Origin of the sequence: Psychrobacter sp. 1Y1 (assembly GCF_051847395.2) — a bacterium.
In the GTDB taxonomy this organism is placed as follows: domain Bacteria; phylum Pseudomonadota; class Gammaproteobacteria; order Pseudomonadales; family Moraxellaceae; genus Psychrobacter.
This window is the reverse complement of sequence record NZ_JBPYDF020000001.1, coordinates 2,613,878-2,638,683: the sequence shown is the minus strand read 5'-3', so window position 1 is coordinate 2,638,683 and position 24,806 is coordinate 2,613,878. Positions and strand designations below refer to the sequence as shown.

The window sequence follows — 24,806 nt, the reverse complement described above, 5'->3', positions numbered from 1 at the left end:
CCTTAAATGACGGACATAAAAAAAACCTCAATCTTTAGATTGGGGCTTTCCTAGTTGGGTGGCCGTACTTTACTCATATCAAATCACGGAATCAAACTCTCTACCAGAAGTTGAATGCTAGTATTTAATGCCTCATTAGCGAACTTCTTATTTCTCAAACTATGATTACACACCGCTTCAGTTTGAATAGAAAAATCAGAATAGTGCTGAGTGACTGCCCAAATATGGAAAATCAAATGGATGGCAGACACGGACTTAGTCTTGTTATCTGCAATCCAGCCATCAATCACTGCCACCTTTTCACGAACCAAAAACTTCAAAGGGCCTTTTAATACGGCCATCAAATGAGGTGCCCCTTGTATAATCTCTAACGCATACAGTCTTGATGCTGCCGGTGATTTTTTTGAGATTTTATACTTTTCTTCAATATAGGTCTTAAGGGTAACCCTTGGATCTTGGTTGGCGTTAATCTTACTCAAAGGCGATAACCACTTACTCAGCACCTTTTCTAAAACAGCAACATACAGAACTTCTTTACTTTGGAACAACCTCTACTATTTTAAAGTAGATCAACTAAATGCTATGGAGTGACAATATCTTACATGTATTGATTCTATCGAATTATAGGTATTATATGATTGAACAATAACAATGTAAGTTGTAATGCAATTAATCAAAATACTGTACGCAGATATTCAATCGGTAAAAATATATGCGGTGAAAGTACTGTCATTGTTTGTGCAAATGTACTATGAATAGTTATGGCATAGAATGGAAGGTTCTCTAGAACAGCACATCAATATTTCTTATTATCATTATTAGGCCACTGATAACCATTAGTATCAGTAGCATGATTCTAAACTGGCTAATACTAATGCCTGCTAAAAAGCGTTTGCCAATGATATTGCCAATCACGGCGCCCAGTCCTAATACAAGACCATACGCCCATATCTTGACGGTGAGTATCCCAAAAAAGGTGTAGCTGATGATTTGTACAATACCTACAAAGAAAGAATTAGCTGTTTTGGTCGCAATAAGACTTTCTTTTTCTAGTCCAGCATTCATATAAAAAGGGTTAAGAATAGGGCCGAGGCCACCTACCAAGGTGCTCATAAAAGCAATGGCAAAGCCCACAGGTACAAAACCTACTTTTGGCATATCAAATGTCTTGCTTACCTTACCAAACTTGTATTGGAAAATAGTCGAGACTAAAAATGCGCCAACCAATAACTGAATCCAGCCTGCGTCCAAACGACTAAACACCAATGCGGCTAGCCATGCACCTACGATAGCGCTTGGGACATAATACTTGGTCAATGACCAATCAATATCATGCCAAAATAGATAAAGTCGTGAGGCATTACTCAGAAAGGTAGCCACGTTGATCACAGGTGGTGCAATCGCTGTCCCTACCATCGAAGAGGTAACTGGTATCAGCAACATAGCGCCGCCACCGCCGGATATAGTGGAGATAATAAAAGCAACCATGCCAGCGACAAACAAACCTACTAAGTGCCAAGTTGGAATGGTTTGCAATAAATCTAAAACAAAGAGCACTATAAAATCCTATTTCATAAGTGACATCAAGTAGTGATGTTTTGCTAATTTTGGACAGCTGACAAAAAGAGCTAGGAGTATTAAACAACTATTGCAAGTAGGGTGAAATTATCTCTAAAAAAACGGTGGCCATACATAGAGTATAACCACCGCCGGAGAGAGATTTAGAGACGAACTAGCAAGAACTTATGCAGCAGTCTTTTTAAAGCGCTTACGATACATTTTACGAATGATTGGCATGAATATCATGACAACTACCAGACCCCATAGTGATACGGTGATTGGGCTACTCCATAGAATAGACATCTCACCTTGAGAAATAGACAAGGCACGTCTGAGGTTAGACTCCATTAGCTCTCCTAGTACATAACCTAGAATAAGGGCTGATAGAGGGAAATGTAGCTTGCGTAAGAAGTAACCAAATATCCCAAGTCCTACCATGAATACCATATCAAAGGTCGTGCTGTTGATAGAGTAAACACCAACGAAACTGATAGCAGCAATAGATGGTATCAAGATATAGTTTGGTACATTAAGTAGCTTAGAAAATACGCCAACCAAAGGAATATTCATTACTAACAAGATAACGTTACAGATGAATAATGAGGCAATCAGACCCCAAACGATGTCTGGCTGTTCGGTAAATAGCTGCGGACCTGGCGTGATATTATATAAAGTCAACGCACCCATCATGACCGCTGTTGTACCAGAACCTGGCACACCCAAGGTCAACATCGGTACAAATGAACCACATGCTGATGCGTTGTTAGCCGCCTCTGGAGATGCTAAGCCACGAAGATCGCCTTCACCAAATTTGCCATTGTCTCCAGCAATTTTGCGTTCACTAGCATAGGTCATCGCACTCGCGATAGTCGCACCTGCACCAGGCAAAATACCAACGAAAAAGCCCATTATGCCACTACGCACCATGGCGCCAATGGTGAAGAGAAATTCTTTTATGTTGAATAAGCTACGCTTACCTTGCGCGATAATTTTCCCACCGGTACTGGTTCTTTCGAGCAAAATTAAGATTTCACTGACACTGAAAAAGCCAATAACGATCGTTGTGAACTGAATACCATCAGATAAATTGACTGAATCAAAGGTATAGCGATAGATACCTGTGACCGCATCGACACCAACAGTAGCCAGACCCAAGCCAATTAACGCTGACACTGCTGTTTTGATAGGCTGATCACCAACCAATCCACTCAAACAACAAATCGCGAATACCATTAATACGAAGTATTCAGCAGGTCCAAAAGACACTGCCCATTTAGCCAATAGAGGGGCAAACAACACCACACCAATGGTCGCAATCGTAGAACCAATAAACGAGGCAACTGCAGAGATGGATAAGGCGATGCCGGCCTTGCCTTGAACCGCTAGCGGGTTACCATCTAATGAGGTCATAACCGCCGCGGCAGATCCAGGCACGTTAAGTAGAATGGCAGAAATACGACCGCCATATTCGCAACCAAGATAAACAGCCGCCAGTAAGATAAGTGCACTCTCGGGTGGTAGACCAAGGGCAAAGGCAAAAGGCAATAGAATTGCCACACCATTAATAGGGCCAAGGCCAGGCAACATGCCTACAACTGTACCAATAAAAGCGCCAATGAGTGCAATCAGTAAGTTTTTGGGCAACATCGCTACGCCAAAACCTTGCATTAAAAAGTCAAAAGTTTCCATAATAGCTATCCCATTATTCCTGATAATATTCCAAGTGGCAGAATCACATCCAAAGCCATGTCAAATAAGACATACAGGGCGATACTGATCACAACTGAAAAGATAAGGCTTTTAATAGGATTTCCGGCAAATAGTAAACCAACCGCAAAACACATCAGTGTGGTAGCAATCACAAAACCTAAAGGCTCAAAAATTAAGCTATAAATCAATAATGCGCTGACACACAGCACAAGATTTCTAAGCACGACGTTGTTATAGCCCAAATCGATGACTTTCGTAAATCGTGCTGGACGAAAGGCAATAACCAAGGTCAAAAGCGCCGTAAGTGAGAAAATCAAAATAGGATAGGGTCTAGGGCCGATAGGATCATAGGCAATAGGAGCAACGTAACCAATAGCTAAATAGACCAAAAATAAGCTAAACAGCCCCATTAATCCAGAAAACGCACGTTCCATTGTCATAGAAGTTTTCCTTAAATTCCAAAATAAGAAGGTTGAGAGATGTCTCATCTGTCAACCTTCGATAAATACTATAAAAATCAGTATTCAATCATTAAGGGGATATGATCTGGGTAATGCTACTTAGCTGCAGCATCAACAAGACCGTACTCAGCAGACAATTCACGTAGCTCACCGGTACGTTTATAAACGTATGCTTCTAGCTCATCACCAGTCATAGAGAATGGTAGTAGCTCTTGCTGCTCGCGTAATTCAGCGAATTTTGGATCCGCAAGCATATTATCAAAGCTTGCTTTCCACCAGTCATAGGCGGCAGGGCTGACATCTGGACCCATGTAATAACCACGCATGACAGGCCAAGTAACGTCATAGCCTTGCTCTACAGCAGTAGGAATATCTGCCATAGTGCCGCCCAATCTTTCATCTGCGAATACGGCCAATACACGCAATTTGCCAGCAGTAGCTTGTGGCATGATCTCAGCGATACCAGCACTTACGACAGTCACATGGTTACCCATGACCGCTGTAATAGCCTCGCCGCCACCTTCCATTGCAACATAAGTCATATCGCTAGGATTAACACCAACCGCTTTAGCTAAAATAGCTGTCTGCATCCAGTCCTGACCACCAACACTACCACCAGCGGCAAAACTGATTGCTTTTGGATTTGACTTAAGCTCAGCAACCAATCCTGCCAAATCTTTGATAGGTGAGTCTGCATTGACAGCGATAGCACCATAATCAGTACCAACGGCTGCTAGCCATTTCACGTCTTTTTCGGTGAATTTACCAAATTTACCTTGCGATAAATTTAGGATAGAGCCAGTAGAAAAAGCAATGATTGCATCGTTATTAGCACGATCATTGGCAACGATTTTGTTATAAGCAACAGCACCTACGCCGCCTGGCATATAAGTGACTCGCATTGGATCTTCTAATAGGCCGGTATCTCTTAGGCCAGCTTGAGCAAGTTTACAAGTCAAGTCAAAGCCACCGCCTGGTTTTGCTGGGGCGATACATTCTGGACGTGAAGGGGCGTCATAACTGGCATCAGATGCTGTCGTATCAGATTTATTACATGCGGTAAGGGTGAGTACAGAAAGGCCAAGAGCCAAATAGGATAGTTTGTTCACACGACACTCCTTGTGTGTATTTTTAATGAATAGCTCAATAGAATTCTGAGCAAAATAATTAAGTGATGACAGATGAAGTTCAGATCATCCTGACAATAACTACTAAACTTCATAAAAGTAGAGTTTTTAGCGTTTTGCAAAAGTAACAGAATATTATAGAAATAACAAGAAACATATGTATGTATACATGAATTTTATTTTAAGGTACTATCACAATGACTGATACAAAATTACTTATCGCCTTAGTATCAAGGGAAAGAAAAGACAGAAAAACCTTCCGAATACAAGATGATGATGTCGATAAAAACTAATGAATACAATGCCTTATAGGTATTGACAACCATGAGAGCGATGTTAAAAATGTGCTAGGGCATGTTTTTTTGGATAAGGAAAAGAGCTAACTCGGTAGATGAATTCAGTGAGATGAGACTAAGCGCCATGACGGGCACTTTATTAGGTATTTAAGAAATTTGGTCGTATATGTTAGTCAAAAGACAGCTGTTTCAAAACTGTCTTTTGGGAGGGGTTTGCTTAAGGGTAGAGCGTGTTCCCATTCTCAACATAAGAATACATGTTAGTTAAAACAGCAGCTGGATAATGAAAATTGCTAATATGCCAATACCAATATCTAAGGGTACCGCTTTGAATAGTAGCGCATTGAATAGCTTGTTTTTTTCTATAACTACTTGAGAAGCGCCCAACATTAGACTACCTCCTGATGAGAAAGGAGAAAGGGATGAGCTTTGTGCTCCCACCACAATACAAGTAAATAACAATAGAGGGTTAAGTCCAGAGGCGACGGCTAAAGGCAGTACCATAGGAAATAGAGTAGGAGCGACCACGCCAAGTGTACTAGCAAAGATTGACATGATTGCGCTAATAACAAATACCAAAATTGGTATCATCCAGATAGGGACGTTGGTACTTAGCCACTCTGTTAGCTCGTAAATAACACCGATCTCGACGCCAAGGCCGATCAGCATACCGACCCCACAAATCATAATAAGTGTATTCCAGGGGATTAAGCCAATTACTGTTTTTTCGTCCCCTAATTTTAATAATAAACTGATTAAGGCAAAAATAATGGCGATAAAACCAATGTCAATCCGAGCGTTCAAAAACTGAATTGCTTCTATGTTAGGCATTAGTAGATTTAAGATGGGTACAATAAGCACGATAGCCATCATTATAAAAATCAGCATAATAGATTGTTTTTGCTTATTATCGAAAGGCTCTGGTACTATCGTTTGAATCGCAATTTTGCTATTTTTGGCATTAAAAAAGCAATAAATACCTAGGACGATCACTGGCATGAGAAAGGTAACTGCGAAGACACCTAAAACATAAGTAAAGGTATTATCATTTGCAACGCCGGCCCCGCGCATCAGCTCTCGAAAGATAACCCCGCTTTGTGAGGTGATAAAGTTAGCACCAGCCAATGCACCATAGTTAACAGATAAGGTAGCAATGACAAGATTCAAATTAGTACGTTTAGACAATAACAAAATCATAGGTGCCATCGTGGCTAAGACGGTGTAATAACCAGCCCCTAAGCCAGCAACGATGGTAGCAGCAAAGAAAATAACCAAGGGTAAAAACTCGGGGAAATGACGGCATCTATAGATCAAATGATTTGATAGTTTTTCTAAAGCGCCATTCGCTAAAGGAAAATTATAGAAGAGAGTAACGGCAAAAATAACAAAGAAAATTTTGAGAGGCCACAGCTCAACAATTTCATAAGCGCTCATTCCCATCCCGAAACAGCCGATGAGGTATGAAAATGCAATAGCAAATAGACCAATATTGATCTTGGTGGTATAGCCCAAAATAATACATATTACTATTGCGGCTAGAATATAAAGAGTCATTACTGTCCTTTGAGCTTAACTACATGAATTTTATAGAGAGCTGTATTGACTTCTATAGGTAAAGAGCATTACGAGAATATTGACAAACAACTTTCTAGATTACAGAATCGTATAAGCCTGAAATGCACGTATAAATAAGTGGAATAATAGCAAAAAAAGTAATATGAATTAGATAAGATTGCCCACAAAGTGCCAGACAGTCGTTAGTATTGCAATGATATATAAGGTTTTCTTAGCGCTTAAGATAGAGTACTCCGTTATATTCCAATCTCTAGAATGATAACAATGCTTAAAAACAGTAAAACAATTCATAACCCCCTTAAATTGTGGTGAAATAATGCTAAAAAATTTAGAAAAATTTAAAATACCACGGTATGAGCAAGTACGATGGCACATTTTGACTTTATTAACAGAAAGCAAATGGGATGAAAACACACCTTTACCGACTGAGCAGGAGTTTGCAGACAAGTATCAAGTATCAGTCGGAACCGTTCGAAAAGCGGTTGAAAAGCTGGTCGACGATGGTGTGTTAACCAAGTATCAAGGCAGAGGTACCTTTCTAAAGCGTCCAGATTTTGAAAGCTCATTATTACGGTTTTTCAAATTTCGTGATAAAGATGCCTGCTATGCGACACCGACAGGCGTGGTCAAAAAGGTCATGGTAATAGAGGGTATTGAAGAGATTAATGAAAAGCTAGATATTGGTAAGAATAAAGCGCTTATTTATATAGAACGTGTACGTATCATTGAGGGCAAAGTTTCGCTGAGTGAAAAAATCTGGTTACCTAAGAGTCGTTATCAAGCCTTTGTAAATCTAGAGCCTGAAGATTTTGAGAATCTGCTATATCCGTTCTACTATACTAAGTGTGGCCAGTTTGTCTCATCTGCCGTAGAGACTTTATTTTTTGTAGCCAATCACGTAGACCCTTATTTAGATAATAATGAGCAAGAAAACCTAGTGAAGGTATGCCGTATTGCTAAGAGTCTAGAAGGTGATCCTATCGAATATAGAGAGTCATATGGAATGGCAGAGAAGTTCAGCTATGAAGTTAATATTATTTAATAAATAGTAAGCCGTTAGTAGATTTCTTGTCTCAAGCTCAGGTAAGCTATCGTCTGAGTTAAAGGTATCATCGTGTTTTCAAACTAAAGAACGTAGTAAAAGATACGTTCTTTAGTTTTATTGTACCAGTCAAATAAAAACTAAAAAATCTAGGTTATAAAACGCCAATATATTCTTTTTACGTTTACCTTCAGGCGGCCTAGTCACAACATCCTAAGTCAATATCTATCAGATAAACAGCATCGCTTATGTGATTATGAGTTCAGTTACACTACAAACTCGAAAGCAGAACGCTTGTTTCGCTATTCAAAATGCCATCAATCTCTCTGACTTGACGCAGCACTTCATCAAATTCTCTCAAACTCGTCGTATGTATCTCTCCTACCAAGTCCCATGCCCCGTTGGTCGTATGTAGCTTAATCAATTGCGGAATACCCCGCAGTTTCCTAATCACTTGTGAAGTAGACTTTCCTGTTACTTCAATCATCATCATCGCTTTGACCGTTTCTTTATCTAGTGCTTCATGCACTCGAATCGTAAATCCTAAAATAGCACCGTTGTGAATCAGTCTATCCAATCTGTTTTGGACAGTGGCACGAGAGACTTTGAGTTTTTTAGCAAGGTTGGAGATGGTTGCTCGACCGTCTTGTCGAAGTTCAGATATCAGTTCGCTATCTAAAGAGTCATAAGTGTAATACGCCATAAAAGTGCTTCCTTCATTGGATTTTGACATTCTGCTAAGTAATACCTAACAATGTGTCAAAAAAATGTCCATATTTAGTAAATTATTGACATTTTAACTGACAATTATAATTGGTAGCATATTAATTGTCGGTTAAATAAATAATATTCATGGAATGGAGCAAAATTAATGTCTAAATTTATCGTATCACAGAAGCAGGGTGTACCATTTGTTAGCGTACAGGCGATGGCTGAAATCATTAGTAATTATGGTGTAGAACAGACCATAAAAGAATTGGTAGATGCTTTAGAACAAGATTTTTCTCGTTGGGATAGTTTTGAAAAATCCAGTCGTTTTGCTTCTCATTCCAAAGACGGCGTCATAGAGTTGATGCCTGTCAGCGATGGTGAAATGTTTGCGTGTAAATATGTCAATGGTCATCCGATCAACACCAAGCGCGATTTGCAGACGGTAGCCGCTTTTGGCTTGTTGTCTGATGTCGATACAGGCTATCCCATTCTGCTGACAGAGATGTGTATCTTAACCGCCTTGCGTACGGCAGCGACTTCTGCACTGGTTGCCAAGCATTGTGCACCCAAAACCGCTCAGACTTTAGCGCTCATCGGTAATGGTGCTCAGGGTGAGTTCCAAGCAATGGGTATGAAGGCAGTCGTGGGTATCTCAAAAGTGCGTTTATATGATGTCGACCCAGCCGCATCTGAAAAAGTAGCGCGCAACCTTGCTGATTCAGGCCTAGAGATTACTATTTGCAAAACGGTAGAAGAGGCGGTTGAAGGTGCAGATATCATCACTACCTGTACCGCAGATAAGAAAAACGCCACCATTCTCCGTGATGATATGGTCAAAAAAGGCGTCTATGTTAACGCCATTGGCGGTGACTGCCCTGGCAAAACAGAGTTGGATGCCAACATCTTGTTAAGAGCCGATCATGTCATTGTGGAGTTTGAACCGCAAACCCGTATTGAAGGCGATATTCAACAGCTCTCTCAGGATTTCCCTGTGACAGAGTTCCACCGCATCGTAAATGGTGAAAAAGCAGTACGCACCAATGAAGATAACTTGGTTGTATTTGATGGTGTTGGTTTTGCCTCAGAAGATTTTACGGCTTTGGTATTTTTGCGTGATTTGATCAAAAAGCAGGATGCATATGAGCTGCTTGACTTGATTCCTCAGCAACAAGACCCTAAAAACCTCTATTCGGTCGTCAAAGCTCATAGCAAAAATCGTAGCCTAGAGACAGATGAAGCGATGGCCGCATCATAAGTCATTTGAATATAGAAAAATAGGAGTTCAATGCCAGATGTGGACTCAAATGATGAAAAAATTGTTTTATTTAATAGAGACAAAATAATGAATGATTTAATGAAAAACGTGCGAATAGTAGAAGTTTATTCAGACGTCGCAGGGCATAAAAAAGGCGCGTCACTAGGAATCGATGCATTGCGCGCGTCATCAAAAGAGATGAATGCAGACTACTATGAAAAATTGCAACTTGATAGTATAAAAAATGAATATATACATGCAGAAGAGTCGTCATTTAAGCATGCAAAATACGCCGATGTAATTGAGCCTGTCATTTCTAAATTGGCGCATAAAATCAAAGATATAAGAAATGAGAATCAATTTCCGATTGTTATTGCAGGCGATCATTCTAGCTGTGCAGGTACGATGCATGGTCTAAAAATGGCGCATCCTGATGCTGAAATCGGTGTGGTTTATATAGACGCACACGCTGATTTCCATTCACCATATACCAGCGGATCAGGAAATATGCATGGCATGCCTTTGGCAATGGCTTGTGCCATTGATAATTTGGAATGTCAGCGTAACGAGCTTTCTGAAAAAGAAAAAGAGTATTGGGAAAAATTGAAGTTTATGGCATCAAGCGAGCCATCAATTAAGCCAGAAAATGTGGTGTTTTGTGCGGTTAGAGATTATCAAGAAGAAGAGATGGATCTAATTAGAAGACATAAAATCCCTTTATATAGCGTGGCTGAGATAACCCAAAAAGGCATCAGTTCTACCGTAGAGGAAATCTTCAAAAAACTAGAATATTGCGATCATATCTACGTGTCATTTGATGTTGATAGTGTCGACCCTTTATATGTGCCAGGCACCGGTACGCCTGCAATGAATGGTTTGTCATACGAGCAAGCGATGCAACTTAATATAGAGTTAATTAAGAACAAGAAAGTATGCTGCTGGGAGATGGCAGAGATAAATCCTTTGTACAACAACTCAAAAGATGACTCGACCAGAATATTTAAAATTTTAGAGAAAGTGACCCACACACTTTTGAGCAATTACTAGTACTGAATATTCAAAATGAGTAAAAGAATCTAGCCTAAAGGGGTTTGTTAAAACCTTCTTTAGGTTGGTTAAAAAGGGACTGCGAGTAAAAATAATATGGACATTATTAAAGCCAGCGCTGCAAGTCGAGATGTTAGCGGTATCAATATCAGACAATTTTTAAAGTTCTTTATCCCATCTATCATAGGTTTGATGCTTTTCGTATTTCCAATTCCTTATGTTGACGGTAAGTTTGTCACCTATGCAGAAGGATTTACCATTCCTATATCTGTATTGAAGGATTATATACAGGGTTATATCGGTGACCTTTTGCCGTTATTGGTTGTCACCTCAATCATGATTACCTTGTGTTGTACCTTATATACTAAAATCATGAAACCTGCATTTATTCTGAAGAATGCGTTTCTAAATAATTTATTAAACGTTACAACGCCTTGGCTTATTATTAGGATGCTTGGTGCGTTCTTCGTTGTCGTGACCTATTTTAAATTTGGGTTTGAGGCAATATATTCAGACAATATTGGCGGCTTAATATTATATGAACTAATGCCCATACTTTTTATCGTATTTTTCTTGGCTGGATTGCTGCTACCGTTATTGCTTGATTTTGGCTTATTAGAATTTTTTGGGGTTCTACTAAGCAAAGTAATGAGACCTTTGTTTGGCTTACCAGGTAGGTCATCTGTAGATTGTTTAACATCATGGTTGGGTGATGGCACTATCGGCGTATTATTGACTGATAAACAATTGGAAGGCGGGTTCTATACCAAAAAAGAAGCGGCAATTATTGCTACAAGTTTTTCAGCAGTGTCGATTACATTCTGTTTGGTTGTCATCTCTCAGGTTAAGCTCGAGAGCTACTTTATCAATATGATTGGCGTCGTTGCTCTATGCGGGATTGTTTGTGCGCTAATAGTACCAAGGTTATTACCTTTATCTAGAATTGAAGATACTTATACTATCGAAAACAGTGATAGAGATCATGAAACCATTCCCGAAGGGAAAACATTATTTACCCATAGTTTACATAAAGCCGTCCAAAAAGCAGATAAGAGTCCAAGTTTTCTTACTTTTTTAAGAGATGGGCTAAAAAATATTTTGGATATGTGGATTGGGATACTACCTGTCGTTATGGCAATCGGCACGATGGGTTTAATCGTCGCAGAAGAAACACCTGTATTTGATTATTTAGGTATGCCTTTTATTCCATTCTTAGAGTTATTGAACATACCTTTTGCCGCAGAAATGTCAAAAACGATTATGGTAGGTTTTGCCGATATGTTCTTGCCGGCTATTATCGGTTCTTCAATAGAGTCAGAGTTAACTCGATTTGTCATCGCTTGCTTGTCAGTGTCTCAATTGATCTATATGTCAGAAGTCGGCGGATTGATTTTAGGGACAAAAATTCCAGTGAGCTTTTTTCAATTATTAGTCATTTTTCTATTGAGAACAATCATCTCATTACCGATCATTGCGGTGTGTGCTCATATGATTTTTTAAATAGAACTTTCTAAAAGCTGGCTACACCACGTTTGAACAGAGAGTCAGCAGCAAAAAACCACCTTGATAGGTGGTTTTTTGCTATCAGTATCAAGCTATAGTTCAATTCAAATAATTTTGATATAAGGCAATCGAGTTCAAGCGATATATTATACCTTGCAACCATACAAAAATAGATATACGATTCATATACGTTTCGTATATTAAGGTGTTTTTATGGGTATTGTTAAAATTGATGATGAGCTGCATGAAGATATTCGAAAAGCAAGTGCCGTCATGGTGCGCTCCATCAACGCTCAAGCTGAATATTGGATGAAGATAGGCATGCTCGCTGAAGTCAACCCGAATATGTCTTACAACCAAATTATCAATGAGCAAATGAGACAAGCTGATGTCAATGTAAGGAACCTTATAGATGGATAAGGTCATACTTAAAAGCGCAGCGGAATTGGAAATCATGCGCGAGTCTGGGCGACTTCTAGCCTCTGTCTTTGATTATCTTGATGAGAAAATTACAGTTGGTACTTCTACGATGGACATCAATAACCTTGCTGAGCACTATATTGTCAATCAGTTAGGTGCACGTCCAGCCAGTAAAGGTCAGTATGGTTACCAATATGCATTGAATACCTCAGTGAATAACGTGGTATGTCATGGCGTTCCTTCAGGTCAGCAAATACTCAAATCAGGTGATATTGTGAATGTGGATATTACCCTAGAACAAGGGGGTTTTATCGCTGATTCTAGCAAAATGTATTTGATAGGTGAGGTGTTGCCCCTTGCAAAACGCTTAGTTGATCAGACCTATGAAGCCATGTGGGAAGGAATACGAGTGGTGAAACCTGGAGCAACGTTAGGTGATGTTGGTCATGCCATCCAAAGTTACGCTGAGCAGCAGGGCTATTCTGTAGTGCGAGAGTATTGCGGTCACGGTATTGGACGCGAAATGCATGAGGGACCGCAAGTTCTACATTACGGACATCAAGGAAAAGGTCTAGTCCTACAAGAAGGTATGACATTTACCATTGAACCGATGGTCAATCAAGGTAAAGCCAAAGTTAAATTCAAAAAAGATGGCTGGACCGTAATCACCAATGATAAAAAATTATCTGCTCAGTGGGAGCATACGATTGCGGTTACTTCTGACGGCTATGAGGTTCTTACTCTGCGAAACGATGAGCTTATTTAAACGATTTAATATTTGAACGGCTATTTGGTAAGGCGTTTCTATAATCCAGAAGCGCCTTTTCTTAGGATGTCATGTGACTGTTATTTAAGCCAGTTAGGGAGGAGAATAAAGTGGCTGACCTCAAGGGCAAAAGCCTCTGCTATGATAACAATCAATAGCAGGCGACTATTTAACACATATAAAGATACTTATAGAACTGCTTTGGTGGCGCCAGCCGCCCGTTCGATTAATAAATCCACGGGAGCATCAGGACTTAATGTACCAAAGGCCAGTCCATGCTCATTCCCAATCCTAGAACGACAGAATGCTTGAGCGATCTCCGTATGATCAGTCTGTAGTAGTATCGAAGCCTGTAGCATCAATGCTAGGCGCTCAATCACGTAGCGACTACGGAACTCCAAGGTTTGCGTATCCTCAAATCGCTCTATTAGTAGGTTTAATTCTGCATCATAATCAGCATTTTTCCCTGCTGCCTGCTGCAGTTCCTTAAATAAAGCTTGCTGAGTTTCTGGTTCCTTGTTTAAGGCACGCAGCACGTCTAGACACTGCACATTGCCACTGCCTTCCCAGATTGAGTTTAGCGGCGCTTGCCTGTACAGACGCGGCATAATAGTCTCTTCGACATAACCGTTACCGCCCAAACACTCTTGTGCCTCATTGATAAGAACCGGCGCGCGTTTGCATATCCAATACTTCCCAATTGCTGTCGCGATACGAGCAAGTGCGGCTTCATGAGGGTCTGTTTCTATCTTATCAACAGCGCGCGCAATTCGCATTGTTAGGGCCAAAGCCGCTTCTAACTCTAAGGCTAAGTCTGCCAACACATTACGCATAATAGGTTGGTTGACTAATAATTTACCAAAGGCTTCGCGCTGACTGGTGTGATGAATCGCTTGAACGATCGCTTGGCGCATTTGGGCTGAGGAGCCGATCATACAGTCAAGCCGGGTTAACGCAACCATCTCAATAATGGTAGGGATACCGCGACCTTCAACGCCCACTAGCTCACCGAATGCACCTTGAAACTCTACCTCGGAGGAAGCGTTTGCCCAATCTCCTAATTTGTCTTTTAAGCGTTGAACTTGTACGGCATTGCGTGTCCCATCAGGCCGAAAGCGTGGTACTAAAAAGCAACTAGGACCACTATCAGATTGGGCCAAGACGAGATGAGCATCACACATTGGCGCTGAGAAAAACCATTTATGCCCGATGATTTCATAATAGCCATCTTCTTGTCGTGTGGCTCGAGTCGTATTGCGGCGTAAGTCTGAACCACCTTGTTTTTCTGTCATGCCCATGCCCATCGTACAGCCTAGCTTTTCTTCCATGGGCAAGCTGCGCGGATCATAGTGTTCGGATAATAGCTTGGGTAGCCATTTTTCGGCCAGTACAGGCGAATGACGTAGGGCAGGGATAGCGGCATAGCTCATAGACATGGGACAACCAAAGCCAGCCTCAGGCTGTGAGCCGAGATACATGACTGCCGCCCGAGCCACATGAGCACTATCACGCTCTTCATTGCGCCAAGCAAAGTTGCTCATGCCATATTTCATCCCTGCATGCATCAGATCATGGTAAGCCGGATGAAACTCTACTTCATCTATGCGCCGACCATAGCTATCAAAGTTGCGCAATTTAGGCTTGTTTTCATTGGCTAAGAATCCGCTAGTGATCAGATCTCCACCAGTCAGTGCGCCAAACTCTTTCAAGTGACTTGCTGCCCAAGCAGCACCCTCTCGTGCGACAGCTTCTTTGAGCGCTGTATCTGTTTCCCATGCATTATAATTGGCTAAGGCAAAGGGTTGATTCTGCACCTCATGGGTCTTAAATTGATTTACAATTGACATGATGATTATCTTCCCTGATTTTGAATGTCATTTACTAAGTTTCAGTAGTTCAGTAGTTCATTAGTTCATTAGTTCATTAGTTCAGTAGTTCATTAGTTCAGTAGTTCATTAGTTCAGTAGTTCCCACGATCAGTATTACATATAAAAAATAATTTCGTCAATAGGTGTAATATGAACAAACCAACGCCTCGTTTATTGCTTTTACGCTTACTTATGGTGGCAGAAGCAAACACCCTTAGTGCTTCCGAAGCGGTGCTAGCAGGTTCTATTTTTGGTATGACAGAAAATAGTATACGTGTGACGCTGGCTCGTTTGATCCAAGCGGATCTTGCTGAGTCGATTGGTCCTGCTACCTACAAACTTGGACCCAAAGCTCAAAAATTGGGCGCCGATGTGGCCTTATGGCAGACAGCAGATAAAAGAACGATAAAATTCGATGGCTCATGGATAGCGGTAGCTACCGGTGGGTTACCTCGCAGTGATCGTAAAGCGCTGCGTGCCCGTGCTCGTGCTTTATCATTATTGGGGTTTCGTGAGCTTGATAAGGGGCTTTATCTGCGCCCCAATAATTTATTAGGCGGTATTGATGTCGTCCGTAAGCGTCTATTGGACTTAGGATTAGAAGAGGACGCAGCAGTTTTTAAAGCCAATGATTTCGATGAGGTTAGACAAAAAAAAGCACGAGCACTCTGGTCGGACATGCATCTTGAAAAGCATTATAAGGAGAAGTCGCAGCAGCTCACCAACTGGTTAGGTGGTTTGGACGACTTGCCGTATCACATGGCGCTTCGAGAAATATTCATGCTTGGAGATGCAGGTATTCGCAGTGTTGTTTTTGACCCTCTGCTTCCTGCTCCCTTAGTAGATGAGGAAGCAAGGCAAAAGTATTTTGAGATGGTGCGGCGTATTAATGAGGAGGGTAGGCGTCTATGGTTCGCATTTTTTGAAGAGGCTAAATCGTTAGAGTCTAGTTAATCAAGTCATTAGAATGCGCTTAAATAGAATAAAGTGAAATGGTGGTATAGTAATTATCAGACAGCAGAGGTGTTATCTATAGCGATGAATAAGCATTAATTATTTGCATCTACTCGGATAGTATTTACTGTGAGCCATATGGCGAATTTTCATGACAAGAATGATCAGCAAGTGCATTTAATATGCCACATGACTTCGCTGGTGCGCTACTGACGCATTTCTGTCGCAAAACACTTAAGTGTTTTTTTAACTGTTTTAGCTCTTCTATACGTGTTTCTACAGCGCAGATATGTTCATCCAACAAGGTATCGACATCAGCGCAATCTCTGCTAGGCTCTTCCCAGTACTTAAGTAAAGTCCGTACTTCATCCAATGTCATATCGAGTGTACGACAGTGCAGAACGAACTGTAGACGCTCGATATGACTTTCGCGATATAAGCGATAGTTCCCTTCACTACGCGAAGGCTCTGGTAATAGCTTTTCTTTTTCATAATAGCGAATGGTTTCTACTGTAGCGCCTGTACGCTTAGCAAGCTCTCCGATTTTTATTAGCATCGTTATCTCACAGTTCTCTTGAAGTTATTTCAAAGTCATTTCAAAATTGAAAACATTAAAGTAACTATAAGGTTTAGCCCTAAGTAAATCAAGTTTATACCATTGCATATAAACGGCCTTGACTCTGAAGCCACTAGAGGGTTCACAATAGCGTTATCAAATGAATTCTTATAATGAGGCAGTTTATTATGCAACATCGTATTGAAGGGATGGATTGTGCCAGTTGTGTCAGAAAGATCGAAACTGCATTAGCACGTATGCCTGGTGTTTCTGACATACGGCTCAATTTTGCGACTGAAAAGTTAGAGCTATCGCTTGCCCCTGATTCAGATACTCAGTGCAGCGATATTGAAAAGACCATCAAGCGTCTGGGTTTTGGCATATCTGCCACTACTGATCAAGCAAACGCAGCAGACAGCATTAGTGATAATCTATTAGATACGCAGCAACAGCGTTGGTGGCAAACCAGAAAAGGTAAGCAAGTGGTTGGTCTCGGCGTCTTGATGAGCGTCGCCTACGCGTTGGCATTACTTTTTCCTGATTATGGCATGTGGGCATTTGCTATTGCCGTCGTTGTGGGTGTTTTCCCTTTTGCCCGAAAGTCTATGACCTTGGCAATGACAGGCACCCCGTTTTCAATTGAAATGTTGATGTCTATCGCGGCAATTGGCGCGCTTATCATTGGTGAGGCTGAAGAGGCGGCGGCGGTTGTCTTTTTGTTCTCCGTCGGTGAATTGTTAGAGGGTGTGGCAGCAGATCGTGCCCGTGCTGGTATCAGGGCATTGGCATCATTAGTGCCAAAAACTGCGATTTTACTGGATGCACAAGGCGGACAACGTGACGTTCCTGCAGCTTCATTGCAGGTCGATGATCTGGTAATGGTACGTCCTGGCGATAAAGTATCCGCTGATGGTGTCATTGTTCAAGGTAGCTCTAGTCTTGACGACTCACCTGTTACTGGCGAATCAATTCCCGTTGCCAAGGCGATAGGTGATACGGTATTTGCAGGATCAATCAATATGGATGGAGCGCTGCAAATCCGTGTACAAAAGACAGCTGCTGACAACACCATTGCACGCATTATCAATTTGGTAGAGCAAGCGCAAACCTCTAAAGCCCCTACGGCTCGTTTTATTGAAAAATTCAGTCGTTATTATACCCCAGCGGTGATGGCTATCGCTGCACTGGTTATTGTTGTGCCGCCGCTAGCGATGGGAGGAGAATGGGCGACTTGGTTATATCGGGGTTTTGCACTGTTGCTAATCGCCTGTCCTTGCGCGCTTGTACTATCTACTCCGGCTGCCATTGCATCAGGATTGGCTGTCGGTACACGCCGCGGTTTACTTATAAAAGGGGGCAGCGCTTTAGAAACCATGGGTCGCGTAAATGTCGTGGCTTTTGATAAGACAGGTACGTTGACTGAAGGTAAGCCACAGGTGGCCGATGTGATAGCCTTTACACAGAAGCAATCAGTACAAGAGTATATAGGGCCTGAAGGTCAGAATGAGATACTGGCGCTGTTTGCTAGTGTTGAGTTTGCTTCTAGTCATCCACTGGCAAAAGCGATTATTGATCATACCAAAGCCGCTAACATCTCTATACCGATAGCTTCAAATGCCTATGTTACTGCGGGCAAAGCAGTACATGCAACGGTAGTTGATCGGACTCTAGCCATCGGATCACCAGTTTATGCTGCCACTGAAACATCGATATCACTAGAACAAAATGCACAAATTGAAGCACTACAAAACGAGGGTAAGACGGTCTCAGTTTTGTTCGATGAGCAGAGCTGCGAAGTGCTTGGGTTGGTTGCGCTACGAGACGAATTGCGAGAGGATGCTCAGGCAGGAGTGGCACAGCTCAAAGCGATGGGTGTGCGCTCTGTGATGCTTACAGGTGACAACCGTCTGACCGCTCAGGCACTTGCTAGTCACTTAAATATAGAATGGGAAGCTGAGCTATTGCCCGAAGATAAGCTGCGCTTGTTGAATGAAATGAAAGGTAATAGTAAAGTAGCGATGATTGGGGATGGTATTAACGATGCGCCAGCACTAGCAACCGCAGATGTGGGCATCGCCATGGGTGGCGGCACGGATGTCGCCATCGAAACGGCCGATATCGCATTATTAAAAAGTCGCGTCACGGACGTCGCTCATCTCATTGCCCTATCACGTGCCACCATGTCCAACATTCATCAAAATGTGATGTTTGCGCTTGGTCTAAAATTCATATTTCTAATCACTACTGTACTGGGTATTACCGGACTATGGATTGCTGTGATAGCGGACACTGGTGCAACGGTACTAGTGACTCTCAATGCTTTACGCTTGCTAAGGTTCAAAGGAGCTCAACCACTAATAACTTTGTCCAAAGCAAAGTAAGTATGAAGTTCTTGTTAAAATGGCGGTTTGATTCTCTATTCTAATGACTAAGAGTGGCATCGTTAAGATTTTGGTTTAAAAGGTTTTGAGAATTGTAGGATCAAAAAACCAACTATTGATAAGATGATAGCAATCTCATAGCGACCACCCTCTACCATGTCAAAGTAGGTCGACTAAAGTACATGTTGTGACAATGTCTTACATGTATTGATATATATAGCCTGTATATATTGTACGACTGAATAATTACAATGTAAATTGTAATAGAATAAAATTTGGTGGTGTGTCAAAAAGTATGCTGATTAAAATTTGAACAATTTTTGAAGCCTTGAAAGCCCTATAGAATCAGAGAACTTAGCATAGATTTCTTATTGACTTTTATCACCAGCATACTTTTTAGAACACCACCTAAAATTTAACTCGTATTTAGGCACTGTGTTTTTATAGTATTTTTACCTCTACTCAAGTCCTTATTAGAATAAAAAATATGTGTGTTCGTTGAAAATCTATTCTTATTGCATCTACTATTGTCATTTTTGAGTTTCTACGTATTGTTTCTACTACTTATTCTCTGCATATTATAAGGAGATTACTGTCCTAATCTCTGCATATTTCTGAGGAACATATGAAGCATGTTACTTATATTCATGAACATCTAAACTGGACTGAATGGCAATGGTCGGACAAAAAGCTATTACCACTTGTTAGTCGTGTGCGGATATTACAAGGCCATTTACTAGGAAAGCTGCTAACACTAGGGTTCGATCTGAATGTTGAGGCACAATTAGATGCGGTGACCTTAGAGATTATCAAAACTTCTGAGATAGAAGGTGAGACACTAAATGATGAGCAGGTTCGTTCTTCAGTTGCGCGGCATTTAGGGCTGAATAATGCCAGTATGCCAACCAATACTCGTGAGATCGATGCAGTGGTAGAGATGATGCTAAGTGCTACCTATCATTATCAACAGCCGTTATTATTAGATGATCTACTCGGATGGCATCGAGCATTATTTCCAGATGGATATAGTGGGCTTTATGTGGGCTAGTTTTAGGTGTGCTATCTGGTGCACAAAATGAGCAGCAGCTGGTGAAATATGAACCTGATACAGTGTTAAGCAAGCTGACTGAATTAAAAGCGCTTATTTAACTCAAAGCTAGGTTTAAGCTTCAAAATATACAACAGAGCAGTAAAGCCATAAAAGTAATGACTTTTATGGCTTTTTTTAATTTTGGAGAGACCATTCTTATAGTTGCTGCGTCAAGATTAAATAGGCTATACCAGCTGATTCTCTTGTCTGTAATGGCTTGGCGTCATGCCATAGTTTTTTTTGAAGGTGCTAGAGAATGCACTGTTATCGATAAAGCCGCTTGCTAGTACGATTTGGCTAATAGGCAGCGTAGTATGTTTAAGAATGTATTTGGCGTGTTCAAGGCGCAATCGCACGTAATACTGTTGCGGTGAACAACTAAAATTTTTGTTAAATATGCGCTGTAATTGTCTACTTGATAATCCAAGATGACGGGCAATATCCTTAACGCTTAAAGGCTCTTCAAGATTGGTTTTCATCAATGCAATAGCATCTATTACATTGGTATAGCTACTGCTCAGTATTTTTGGCTTGGGCATATGCTGTACGTAAGTAGGCTCACGTATAGAGGTGATAATAAACATGTCTTGTATCTTGGAAACGATATGATGACCATGATGCTTATTGATGATATGTAAAGTCATATCCAATGCGCAAGCTCCACCTGAACAAGAATATAGCTGCGGTGCTATTGTAAATATTTGGTCATTGAAAATAACATCTGGATAGCTTTCTTGGGCTACGCTGATGTTCTCCCAATGCAATGAGGCTGCTTGCTGCTCAAGTAAGCCCGCAGCAGCCAATGCTAGCGCTCCTGTACACAAACCGCCAAGTGCAATATCCCGTACTGCCAATCGCTGAATTAAGGTAATGAGCTTACTAGATTCCAAGTAATCTGTTTGGTGTCCTCCGCATACAAATACCAAGTCGCAGGTTAATAAGTAGTCGAGTGGTGCAGTATGACTTAACTTAATACCGTTACTACTACTGGTTTTATTGTCATCGAACCCTGCCACCACCCACGAGTATAAGAGTTGCTCGCTCACATAATTCGCCATTCGAAGTGGCTCAATGATATTGCTGAACGCGAGCATGGTAAAGCCATTGATCAGTAGAAACCCAATACGCCTAGGCTTGTCTATCATCTTTTCCGTTATCTGAGTCATTTTTTGTCGCCTTCAGAACATACCTAAAATTCTGGCTAATGTTAAGTTGTTTGTCTATATGTCCGATTATAAACATAAAATGTCGCTTATGAAAAAATACCTTATTAATTTTACCTCTATTATCGAACGTGTTCTCAGTTAATTATTACTACTTTGGAGACGTTCCATGTCAGCACTAAAAGACCTTACTAGCACGTTATCTTCTACAGATTTTTCTCGAAAATCGATGAATTCATTAAACCTAACCTCTTTAGATGGCTCATTAGATAATCTGCATCTCCCAAGTCTAATCGAAATTAAAAACGGCCAGAAAGTGCAACCGACTTTTAGTCATCAAGAATATGCAAATCGTCATGAGAAACTTCGTGAGTATTTAGATAATCATGGCATTGTGGCGGCGCTTTTCACCTCGATACATAACATCAATTACTACTCTGACTTTATATATTGCTCTTTTGGGCGACCTTATGGACTAGTCGTTACTTCAAAAGAAGTTGTGTCAATCTCTGCCAATATCGATGGTGGACAGCCTTGGCGGCGTACTGTGGGCGACAATAATATTGTTTACACTGATTGGCAGCGTGATAACTATTTCAAAGCCATTGCTCAACAAATTCCTCATCACGGACGTGTAGGTATTGAGTTTGATCATTTACCAATGGATCGCTTTGCTAAGCTCAAAGCTATCTTACCCAATGTAGAGTTTGTTGATATTAGCCTAGCATGTATGACCATGAGAATGGTTAAGTCCTCTGAAGAGATAGCGCTAATAACAAAGGGTGCTCAGGTCTGTGATATTGGTGGGGCGGCATTGGTACAAGCTGTTTATGATGGCGTGCCCGAATACGAAGTTGCCTTGGCATCTACACAAGCGATGGTGAAGGCTATTGGTGAGCAGTTTGCTCAAGTGGAACTCATGGATACATGGACATGGTTTCAGTCAGGTATTAATACGGATGGTGCCCACAATCCAGTGACCAATCGTCTTGTCCAATCGGGTGATATATTGAGTCTTAACTGTTTTTCTATGATAGCAGGCTACTATACCGCGCTTGAACGCACATTGTTCTTGGATAAATGTGATGCAGATTCACTACGCTACTGGCAGATAAATTGTGAAGTACATGAAGCAGGTCTTGAGCTTATCAAACCTGGCGTGCGCTGCTGCGATATCGCACATGAGCTGAATAAAATTTATGCAAAATACGACTTATTAGAAAAACGCAGCTTTGGTTATGGTCATTCTTTTGGTGTGCTCAGCCATTATTATGGACGCGAGGCAGGACTTGAGCTACGTGAAGATATTGAAACAGTGCTTGAGCCAGGTATGGTCATCTCTATGGAGCCGATGATTATGATTCCAGAGGGCATGCCGGGTGCTGGCGGTTATCGAGAGCATGACATTTTAGTCATCAATGAGACGGGCGCTGATAATATCACAGGCTTTAAGTACGGCCCTGAGCATAATATTATCGGTCGTTAATGTAGGGGGGTGTCATCAATAAATACTGTCTATATCGAGTGGGCTACCATGAATAATTTTCTTATTTTAAGCTCACCAACATAGATGATGATGCGCCTCGCACGATGCAATTATTTTCACATTTTACTTATTAAGGAAATAACATTATGGACCTGTTTCTTAACAGCTGGACGTTATTTTGGTTCTTGACCATTAATGTACTGACGCTATTACTGGCAGTGAGTTATTTCTTCGTAGAGCGTCATAACAACTAATGTAGTAAACGATACGAGGAATCGACATGTTTATTAATTGGATGATATTGTTAGCAGCAATTGCGCTTCTCATTGTATTGGCTAGTAAAGCGTCAAAAGTCATGTCAGCAGATGAGGAAAGTGGTTTTTTAGTAGCCGGTCGCTCATTAGGGCCTTTTGTTATGGCAGGTACTGTCGTGGCTACTGGGTTTAGTGGTTGGGGCTTTATGGGTTCACCTGGTGCCGCATACCAATATGGGACGATTGAGCTTTTAGGTAATTTCTTTTTTGCACCAGCCATGGTCGTCGCCGTATTATTTTTTGCGGTCTATTTGCGTAATAGAGCCATGAAGATGGGTAGTAGTACCATTCCTGAATTTATCGTCAATTTGCACTGTAATGATCGAAATTCAGTATCTGCTCGCACTTTGCGTATTGTCACGTCTTTAGGCATGATTATATTTTTGACCGTATTTTTGACGGCTCAGATTAGAGCGCTTGGTATGTTGGGTAGTAGCTGGCTAGGTATTTCACCTCTTCTGGCTTCTGCGCTTTTATTGGTAATTATTACTATTTATACCATGGCAGGCGGATTGCTCGCCGTTGCTTGGACTGATACTTTTATGGTGATTGGGATGGCCACTGCTGCCATTTATATAGTGGTTCAGGTGTTCACTGACATTCCGTTAGCAGATATGATGACGCAGCTGAATGCGATAGATCCAAACCTTGTCAATCCAGAAAATTCTAACCCATATGGCAATGCCAAAGCTTCTGTTTTTCTAGTATTTGTCTATGCACTTATCTTTAGTACTGCATTGCCCTATATGTCAGTACGTTTTTTGGCGATGAAATCTAATATTAGTATTGCCAAAACAGGCTTTTATACGGCCATTCTAGGGTGTATTTTGAGTTTGGTGCCTATCGTTGGCTTATATGTTCGTATCAAAAACCCAGGTCTGATCAATCCCGATGAAGCAATGCCTTGGTATTTAGCCAATGCTATTCCAAGTGTAGTGGGCAGCGTGATCACTTTGTTTATTCTTTTTGCTATGAAATCTACGGCAAACTCTATCTTGCATACCTTATCAACTGCTGCCTCACATGATTTGCGTTTGGCAGTATTTGACAATAAACCTCGCACTGAGGCTGAGCTATTGAAACTGAATAGATTGTGGGTCGCTATTGTGGCTGCTATCGCCTTCATTTCTACCTTCTTCTTACCTGAAGCGATGCTTAGCTATCTAGGAATATTCTCTAGCGGTACCTTAATGGCAGCTTTATCTGGCGTGCTTTTAGTGACTATCTTTTATAAAGGCTCAACGATGGCTGCTATTGCCTCTATTATCATCGGTGCTGTTTGTAGTAGTTATCTCTTAACATCAGGTATTGTCGGCTGGGTAGAGGGACCTCTTATCGGATCAGCTGCATCAGCCATTACTTACTTGGTCGTTAGTGTGTTGGTTCCTAATAGAGTCAAAGTCATATCAGAAGAAGCTGTCAGCGCTTAGATATAGATACTTATATTTATTAATACTTAACAGAGCCTAAGTTAACCGCTGAGTTTATTGACTGATAGTCATAAATTCAGCGGTTGACGTA

At 41.1% G+C, this 24,806-nt stretch carries 21 protein-coding genes; 11 read left to right on the top strand and 10 right to left on the bottom strand.

What is annotated here, in order from left to right; translation table 11 throughout:
- Nucleotides 1-83: 83 nt before the first annotated feature.
- The 6 genes from ACS8FA_RS25010 to ACS8FA_RS24985 all read right to left on the bottom strand — a co-directional run bounded on the left by ACS8FA_RS25010 (nt 84) and on the right by ACS8FA_RS24985 (nt 6,708).
- The gene (locus ACS8FA_RS25010; protein ID WP_261871192.1) at nt 84-503 is read right to left on the bottom strand and encodes a TetR family transcriptional regulator C-terminal domain-containing protein; all 420 of its coding nucleotides are present in this window, start codon (nt 501-503) and stop codon (nt 84-86) included.
- 280 nt (nt 504-783) lie between these two features.
- Nucleotides 784-1,557, bottom strand: coding sequence for a sulfite exporter TauE/SafE family protein (locus ACS8FA_RS25005; RefSeq protein WP_439265017.1), 774 nt, complete (start codon nt 1,555-1,557; stop codon nt 784-786).
- Between the two features lie 186 nt (nt 1,558-1,743).
- Nucleotides 1,744-3,249, bottom strand: a complete 1,506-nt coding sequence (locus tag ACS8FA_RS25000) for a tripartite tricarboxylate transporter permease (RefSeq protein ID WP_102092302.1) — start codon at nt 3,247-3,249, stop codon at nt 1,744-1,746.
- Between the two features lie 5 nt (nt 3,250-3,254).
- The gene (locus tag ACS8FA_RS24995) at nt 3,255-3,710 is read right to left on the bottom strand and encodes a tripartite tricarboxylate transporter TctB family protein (protein ID WP_102092303.1); all 456 of its coding nucleotides are present in this window, start codon (nt 3,708-3,710) and stop codon (nt 3,255-3,257) included.
- 116 nt (nt 3,711-3,826) lie between these two features.
- The gene (locus ACS8FA_RS24990; protein WP_296211377.1) at nt 3,827-4,840 is read right to left on the bottom strand and encodes a Bug family tripartite tricarboxylate transporter substrate binding protein; all 1,014 of its coding nucleotides are present in this window, start codon (nt 4,838-4,840) and stop codon (nt 3,827-3,829) included.
- Between the two features lie 578 nt (nt 4,841-5,418).
- Complete coding sequence (locus ACS8FA_RS24985) at nt 5,419-6,708, bottom strand: SLC13 family permease (RefSeq protein ID WP_439265380.1); 1,290 nt, start codon at nt 6,706-6,708, stop codon at nt 5,419-5,421.
- Between the two features lie 337 nt (nt 6,709-7,045).
- On the opposite strand from ACS8FA_RS24985, the gene ACS8FA_RS24980 reads away from it, so the two are divergent.
- Nucleotides 7,046-7,771, top strand: coding sequence for a GntR family transcriptional regulator (locus ACS8FA_RS24980; RefSeq protein ID WP_191113992.1), 726 nt, complete (start codon nt 7,046-7,048; stop codon nt 7,769-7,771).
- 271 nt (nt 7,772-8,042) lie between these two features.
- Here ACS8FA_RS24980 and ACS8FA_RS24975 read toward each other — a convergent pair whose 3' ends face one another.
- Nucleotides 8,043-8,474, bottom strand: a complete 432-nt coding sequence (locus ACS8FA_RS24975; RefSeq protein ID WP_057761040.1) for an Lrp/AsnC family transcriptional regulator — start codon at nt 8,472-8,474, stop codon at nt 8,043-8,045.
- 168 nt (nt 8,475-8,642) lie between these two features.
- Between ACS8FA_RS24975 and ocd the strand changes: the two genes are divergently transcribed.
- The 5 genes from ocd (at nt 8,643) to map (ending at nt 13,473) form a co-directional block, all read left to right on the top strand.
- Entirely contained in the window at nt 8,643-9,737 is a 1,095-nt protein-coding gene (ocd, locus tag ACS8FA_RS24970; protein ID WP_439265378.1) for an ornithine cyclodeaminase, read from the top strand.
- Nucleotides 9,738-9,767: 30 nt separating this feature from the next.
- Nucleotides 9,768-10,784 (top strand): arginase, encoded by a 1,017-nt coding sequence (locus ACS8FA_RS24965; protein ID WP_420229372.1) that lies wholly within the window; start codon nt 9,768-9,770, stop codon nt 10,782-10,784.
- Nucleotides 10,785-10,880: 96 nt separating this feature from the next.
- Nucleotides 10,881-12,284, top strand: coding sequence for a YjiH family protein (locus tag ACS8FA_RS24960; protein WP_439265376.1), 1,404 nt, complete (start codon nt 10,881-10,883; stop codon nt 12,282-12,284).
- A 216-nt stretch (nt 12,285-12,500) separates the two neighbouring features.
- Nucleotides 12,501-12,707: a ParD-like family protein gene (locus tag ACS8FA_RS24955; RefSeq protein WP_439265374.1), complete on the top strand. Its 207-nt coding sequence runs from the start codon at nt 12,501-12,503 to the stop codon at nt 12,705-12,707.
- On the top strand, nt 12,700-13,473 hold the full coding sequence (gene map, locus ACS8FA_RS24950) for a type I methionyl aminopeptidase (RefSeq protein ID WP_439265372.1): 774 nt from the start codon (nt 12,700-12,702) through the stop codon (nt 13,471-13,473). Before ACS8FA_RS24955 ends, map begins: the two co-directional genes overlap by 8 nt.
- 188 nt (nt 13,474-13,661) lie before the next feature.
- Here map and ACS8FA_RS24945 read toward each other — a convergent pair whose 3' ends face one another.
- Nucleotides 13,662-15,320, bottom strand: coding sequence for an isovaleryl-CoA dehydrogenase (locus ACS8FA_RS24945; protein ID WP_439265370.1), 1,659 nt, complete (start codon nt 15,318-15,320; stop codon nt 13,662-13,664).
- Between the two features lie 171 nt (nt 15,321-15,491).
- Here ACS8FA_RS24945 and ACS8FA_RS24940 point away from each other — a divergent pair, with 171 nt between their 5' ends.
- Entirely contained in the window at nt 15,492-16,295 is an 804-nt protein-coding gene (locus ACS8FA_RS24940) for a PaaX family transcriptional regulator (protein WP_439265368.1), read from the top strand.
- Between the two features lie 124 nt (nt 16,296-16,419).
- Here the strand turns inward: ACS8FA_RS24940 and cadR are convergent, their stop codons facing one another.
- Nucleotides 16,420-16,851 (bottom strand): Cd(II)/Pb(II)-responsive transcriptional regulator, encoded by a 432-nt coding sequence (cadR, locus tag ACS8FA_RS24935; protein WP_439265366.1) that lies wholly within the window; start codon nt 16,849-16,851, stop codon nt 16,420-16,422.
- A 188-nt stretch (nt 16,852-17,039) separates the two neighbouring features.
- Between cadR and ACS8FA_RS24930 the strand changes: the two genes are divergently transcribed.
- Nucleotides 17,040-19,232 carry a heavy metal translocating P-type ATPase gene (locus tag ACS8FA_RS24930; protein ID WP_439265364.1) on the top strand — a complete coding sequence of 731 codons (2,193 nt, stop codon included), beginning with the start codon at nt 17,040-17,042 and terminating at the stop codon, nt 19,230-19,232.
- 625 nt (nt 19,233-19,857) lie between these two features.
- On the top strand, nt 19,858-20,280 hold the full coding sequence (locus tag ACS8FA_RS24925) for a DUF4172 domain-containing protein (protein ID WP_227522987.1): 423 nt from the start codon (nt 19,858-19,860) through the stop codon (nt 20,278-20,280).
- Nucleotides 20,281-20,507: 227 nt separating this feature from the next.
- On the opposite strand, the gene ACS8FA_RS24920 is transcribed toward ACS8FA_RS24925, so the two are convergent.
- Nucleotides 20,508-21,488, bottom strand: coding sequence for a GlxA family transcriptional regulator (locus ACS8FA_RS24920; protein ID WP_179798464.1), 981 nt, complete (start codon nt 21,486-21,488; stop codon nt 20,508-20,510).
- A gap of 226 nt (nt 21,489-21,714) precedes the next feature.
- On the opposite strand from ACS8FA_RS24920, the gene ACS8FA_RS24915 reads away from it, so the two are divergent.
- Entirely contained in the window at nt 21,715-22,971 is a 1,257-nt protein-coding gene (locus ACS8FA_RS24915; protein WP_439265387.1) for a M24 family metallopeptidase, read from the top strand.
- Between the two features lie 280 nt (nt 22,972-23,251).
- Complete coding sequence (locus ACS8FA_RS24910) at nt 23,252-24,715, top strand: sodium:solute symporter family protein (protein WP_102078426.1); 1,464 nt, start codon at nt 23,252-23,254, stop codon at nt 24,713-24,715.
- Nucleotides 24,716-24,806: the final 91 nt, after the last annotated feature.

Coding starts and splice junctions, on each gene's coding strand:
- ACS8FA_RS24960 (WP_439265376.1), top strand. CDS start 10,881: ATGGACATTATTAAAGCCAGCGCTGCAAGTCGAGATGTTAGCGGTATC.
- ACS8FA_RS24920 (WP_179798464.1), bottom strand. CDS start 21,488: ATGACTCAGATAACGGAAAAGATGATAGACAAGCCTAGGCGTATTGGG.
- map (WP_439265372.1), top strand. CDS start 12,700: ATGGATAAGGTCATACTTAAAAGCGCAGCGGAATTGGAAATCATGCGC.
- ACS8FA_RS24985 (WP_439265380.1), bottom strand. CDS start 6,708: ATGACTCTTTATATTCTAGCCGCAATAGTAATATGTATTATTTTGGGC.
- ACS8FA_RS24915 (WP_439265387.1), top strand. CDS start 21,715: ATGAATTCATTAAACCTAACCTCTTTAGATGGCTCATTAGATAATCTG.
- ACS8FA_RS24975 (WP_057761040.1), bottom strand. CDS start 8,474: ATGGCGTATTACACTTATGACTCTTTAGATAGCGAACTGATATCTGAA.
- ACS8FA_RS24925 (WP_227522987.1), top strand. CDS start 19,858: ATGAAGCATGTTACTTATATTCATGAACATCTAAACTGGACTGAATGG.
- ACS8FA_RS24945 (WP_439265370.1), bottom strand. CDS start 15,320: ATGTCAATTGTAAATCAATTTAAGACCCATGAGGTGCAGAATCAACCC.
- ACS8FA_RS24995 (WP_102092303.1), bottom strand. CDS start 3,710: ATGACAATGGAACGTGCGTTTTCTGGATTAATGGGGCTGTTTAGCTTA.
- ACS8FA_RS24910 (WP_102078426.1), top strand. CDS start 23,252: ATGTTTATTAATTGGATGATATTGTTAGCAGCAATTGCGCTTCTCATT.
- ACS8FA_RS24940 (WP_439265368.1), top strand. CDS start 15,492: ATGAACAAACCAACGCCTCGTTTATTGCTTTTACGCTTACTTATGGTG.
- cadR (WP_439265366.1), bottom strand. CDS start 16,851: ATGCTAATAAAAATCGGAGAGCTTGCTAAGCGTACAGGCGCTACAGTA.
- ACS8FA_RS24930 (WP_439265364.1), top strand. CDS start 17,040: ATGCAACATCGTATTGAAGGGATGGATTGTGCCAGTTGTGTCAGAAAG.
- ACS8FA_RS24965 (WP_420229372.1), top strand. CDS start 9,768: ATGCCAGATGTGGACTCAAATGATGAAAAAATTGTTTTATTTAATAGA.
- ACS8FA_RS24980 (WP_191113992.1), top strand. CDS start 7,046: ATGCTAAAAAATTTAGAAAAATTTAAAATACCACGGTATGAGCAAGTA.
- ACS8FA_RS25000 (WP_102092302.1), bottom strand. CDS start 3,249: ATGGAAACTTTTGACTTTTTAATGCAAGGTTTTGGCGTAGCGATGTTG.
- ACS8FA_RS24955 (WP_439265374.1), top strand. CDS start 12,501: ATGGGTATTGTTAAAATTGATGATGAGCTGCATGAAGATATTCGAAAA.
- ocd (WP_439265378.1), top strand. CDS start 8,643: ATGTCTAAATTTATCGTATCACAGAAGCAGGGTGTACCATTTGTTAGC.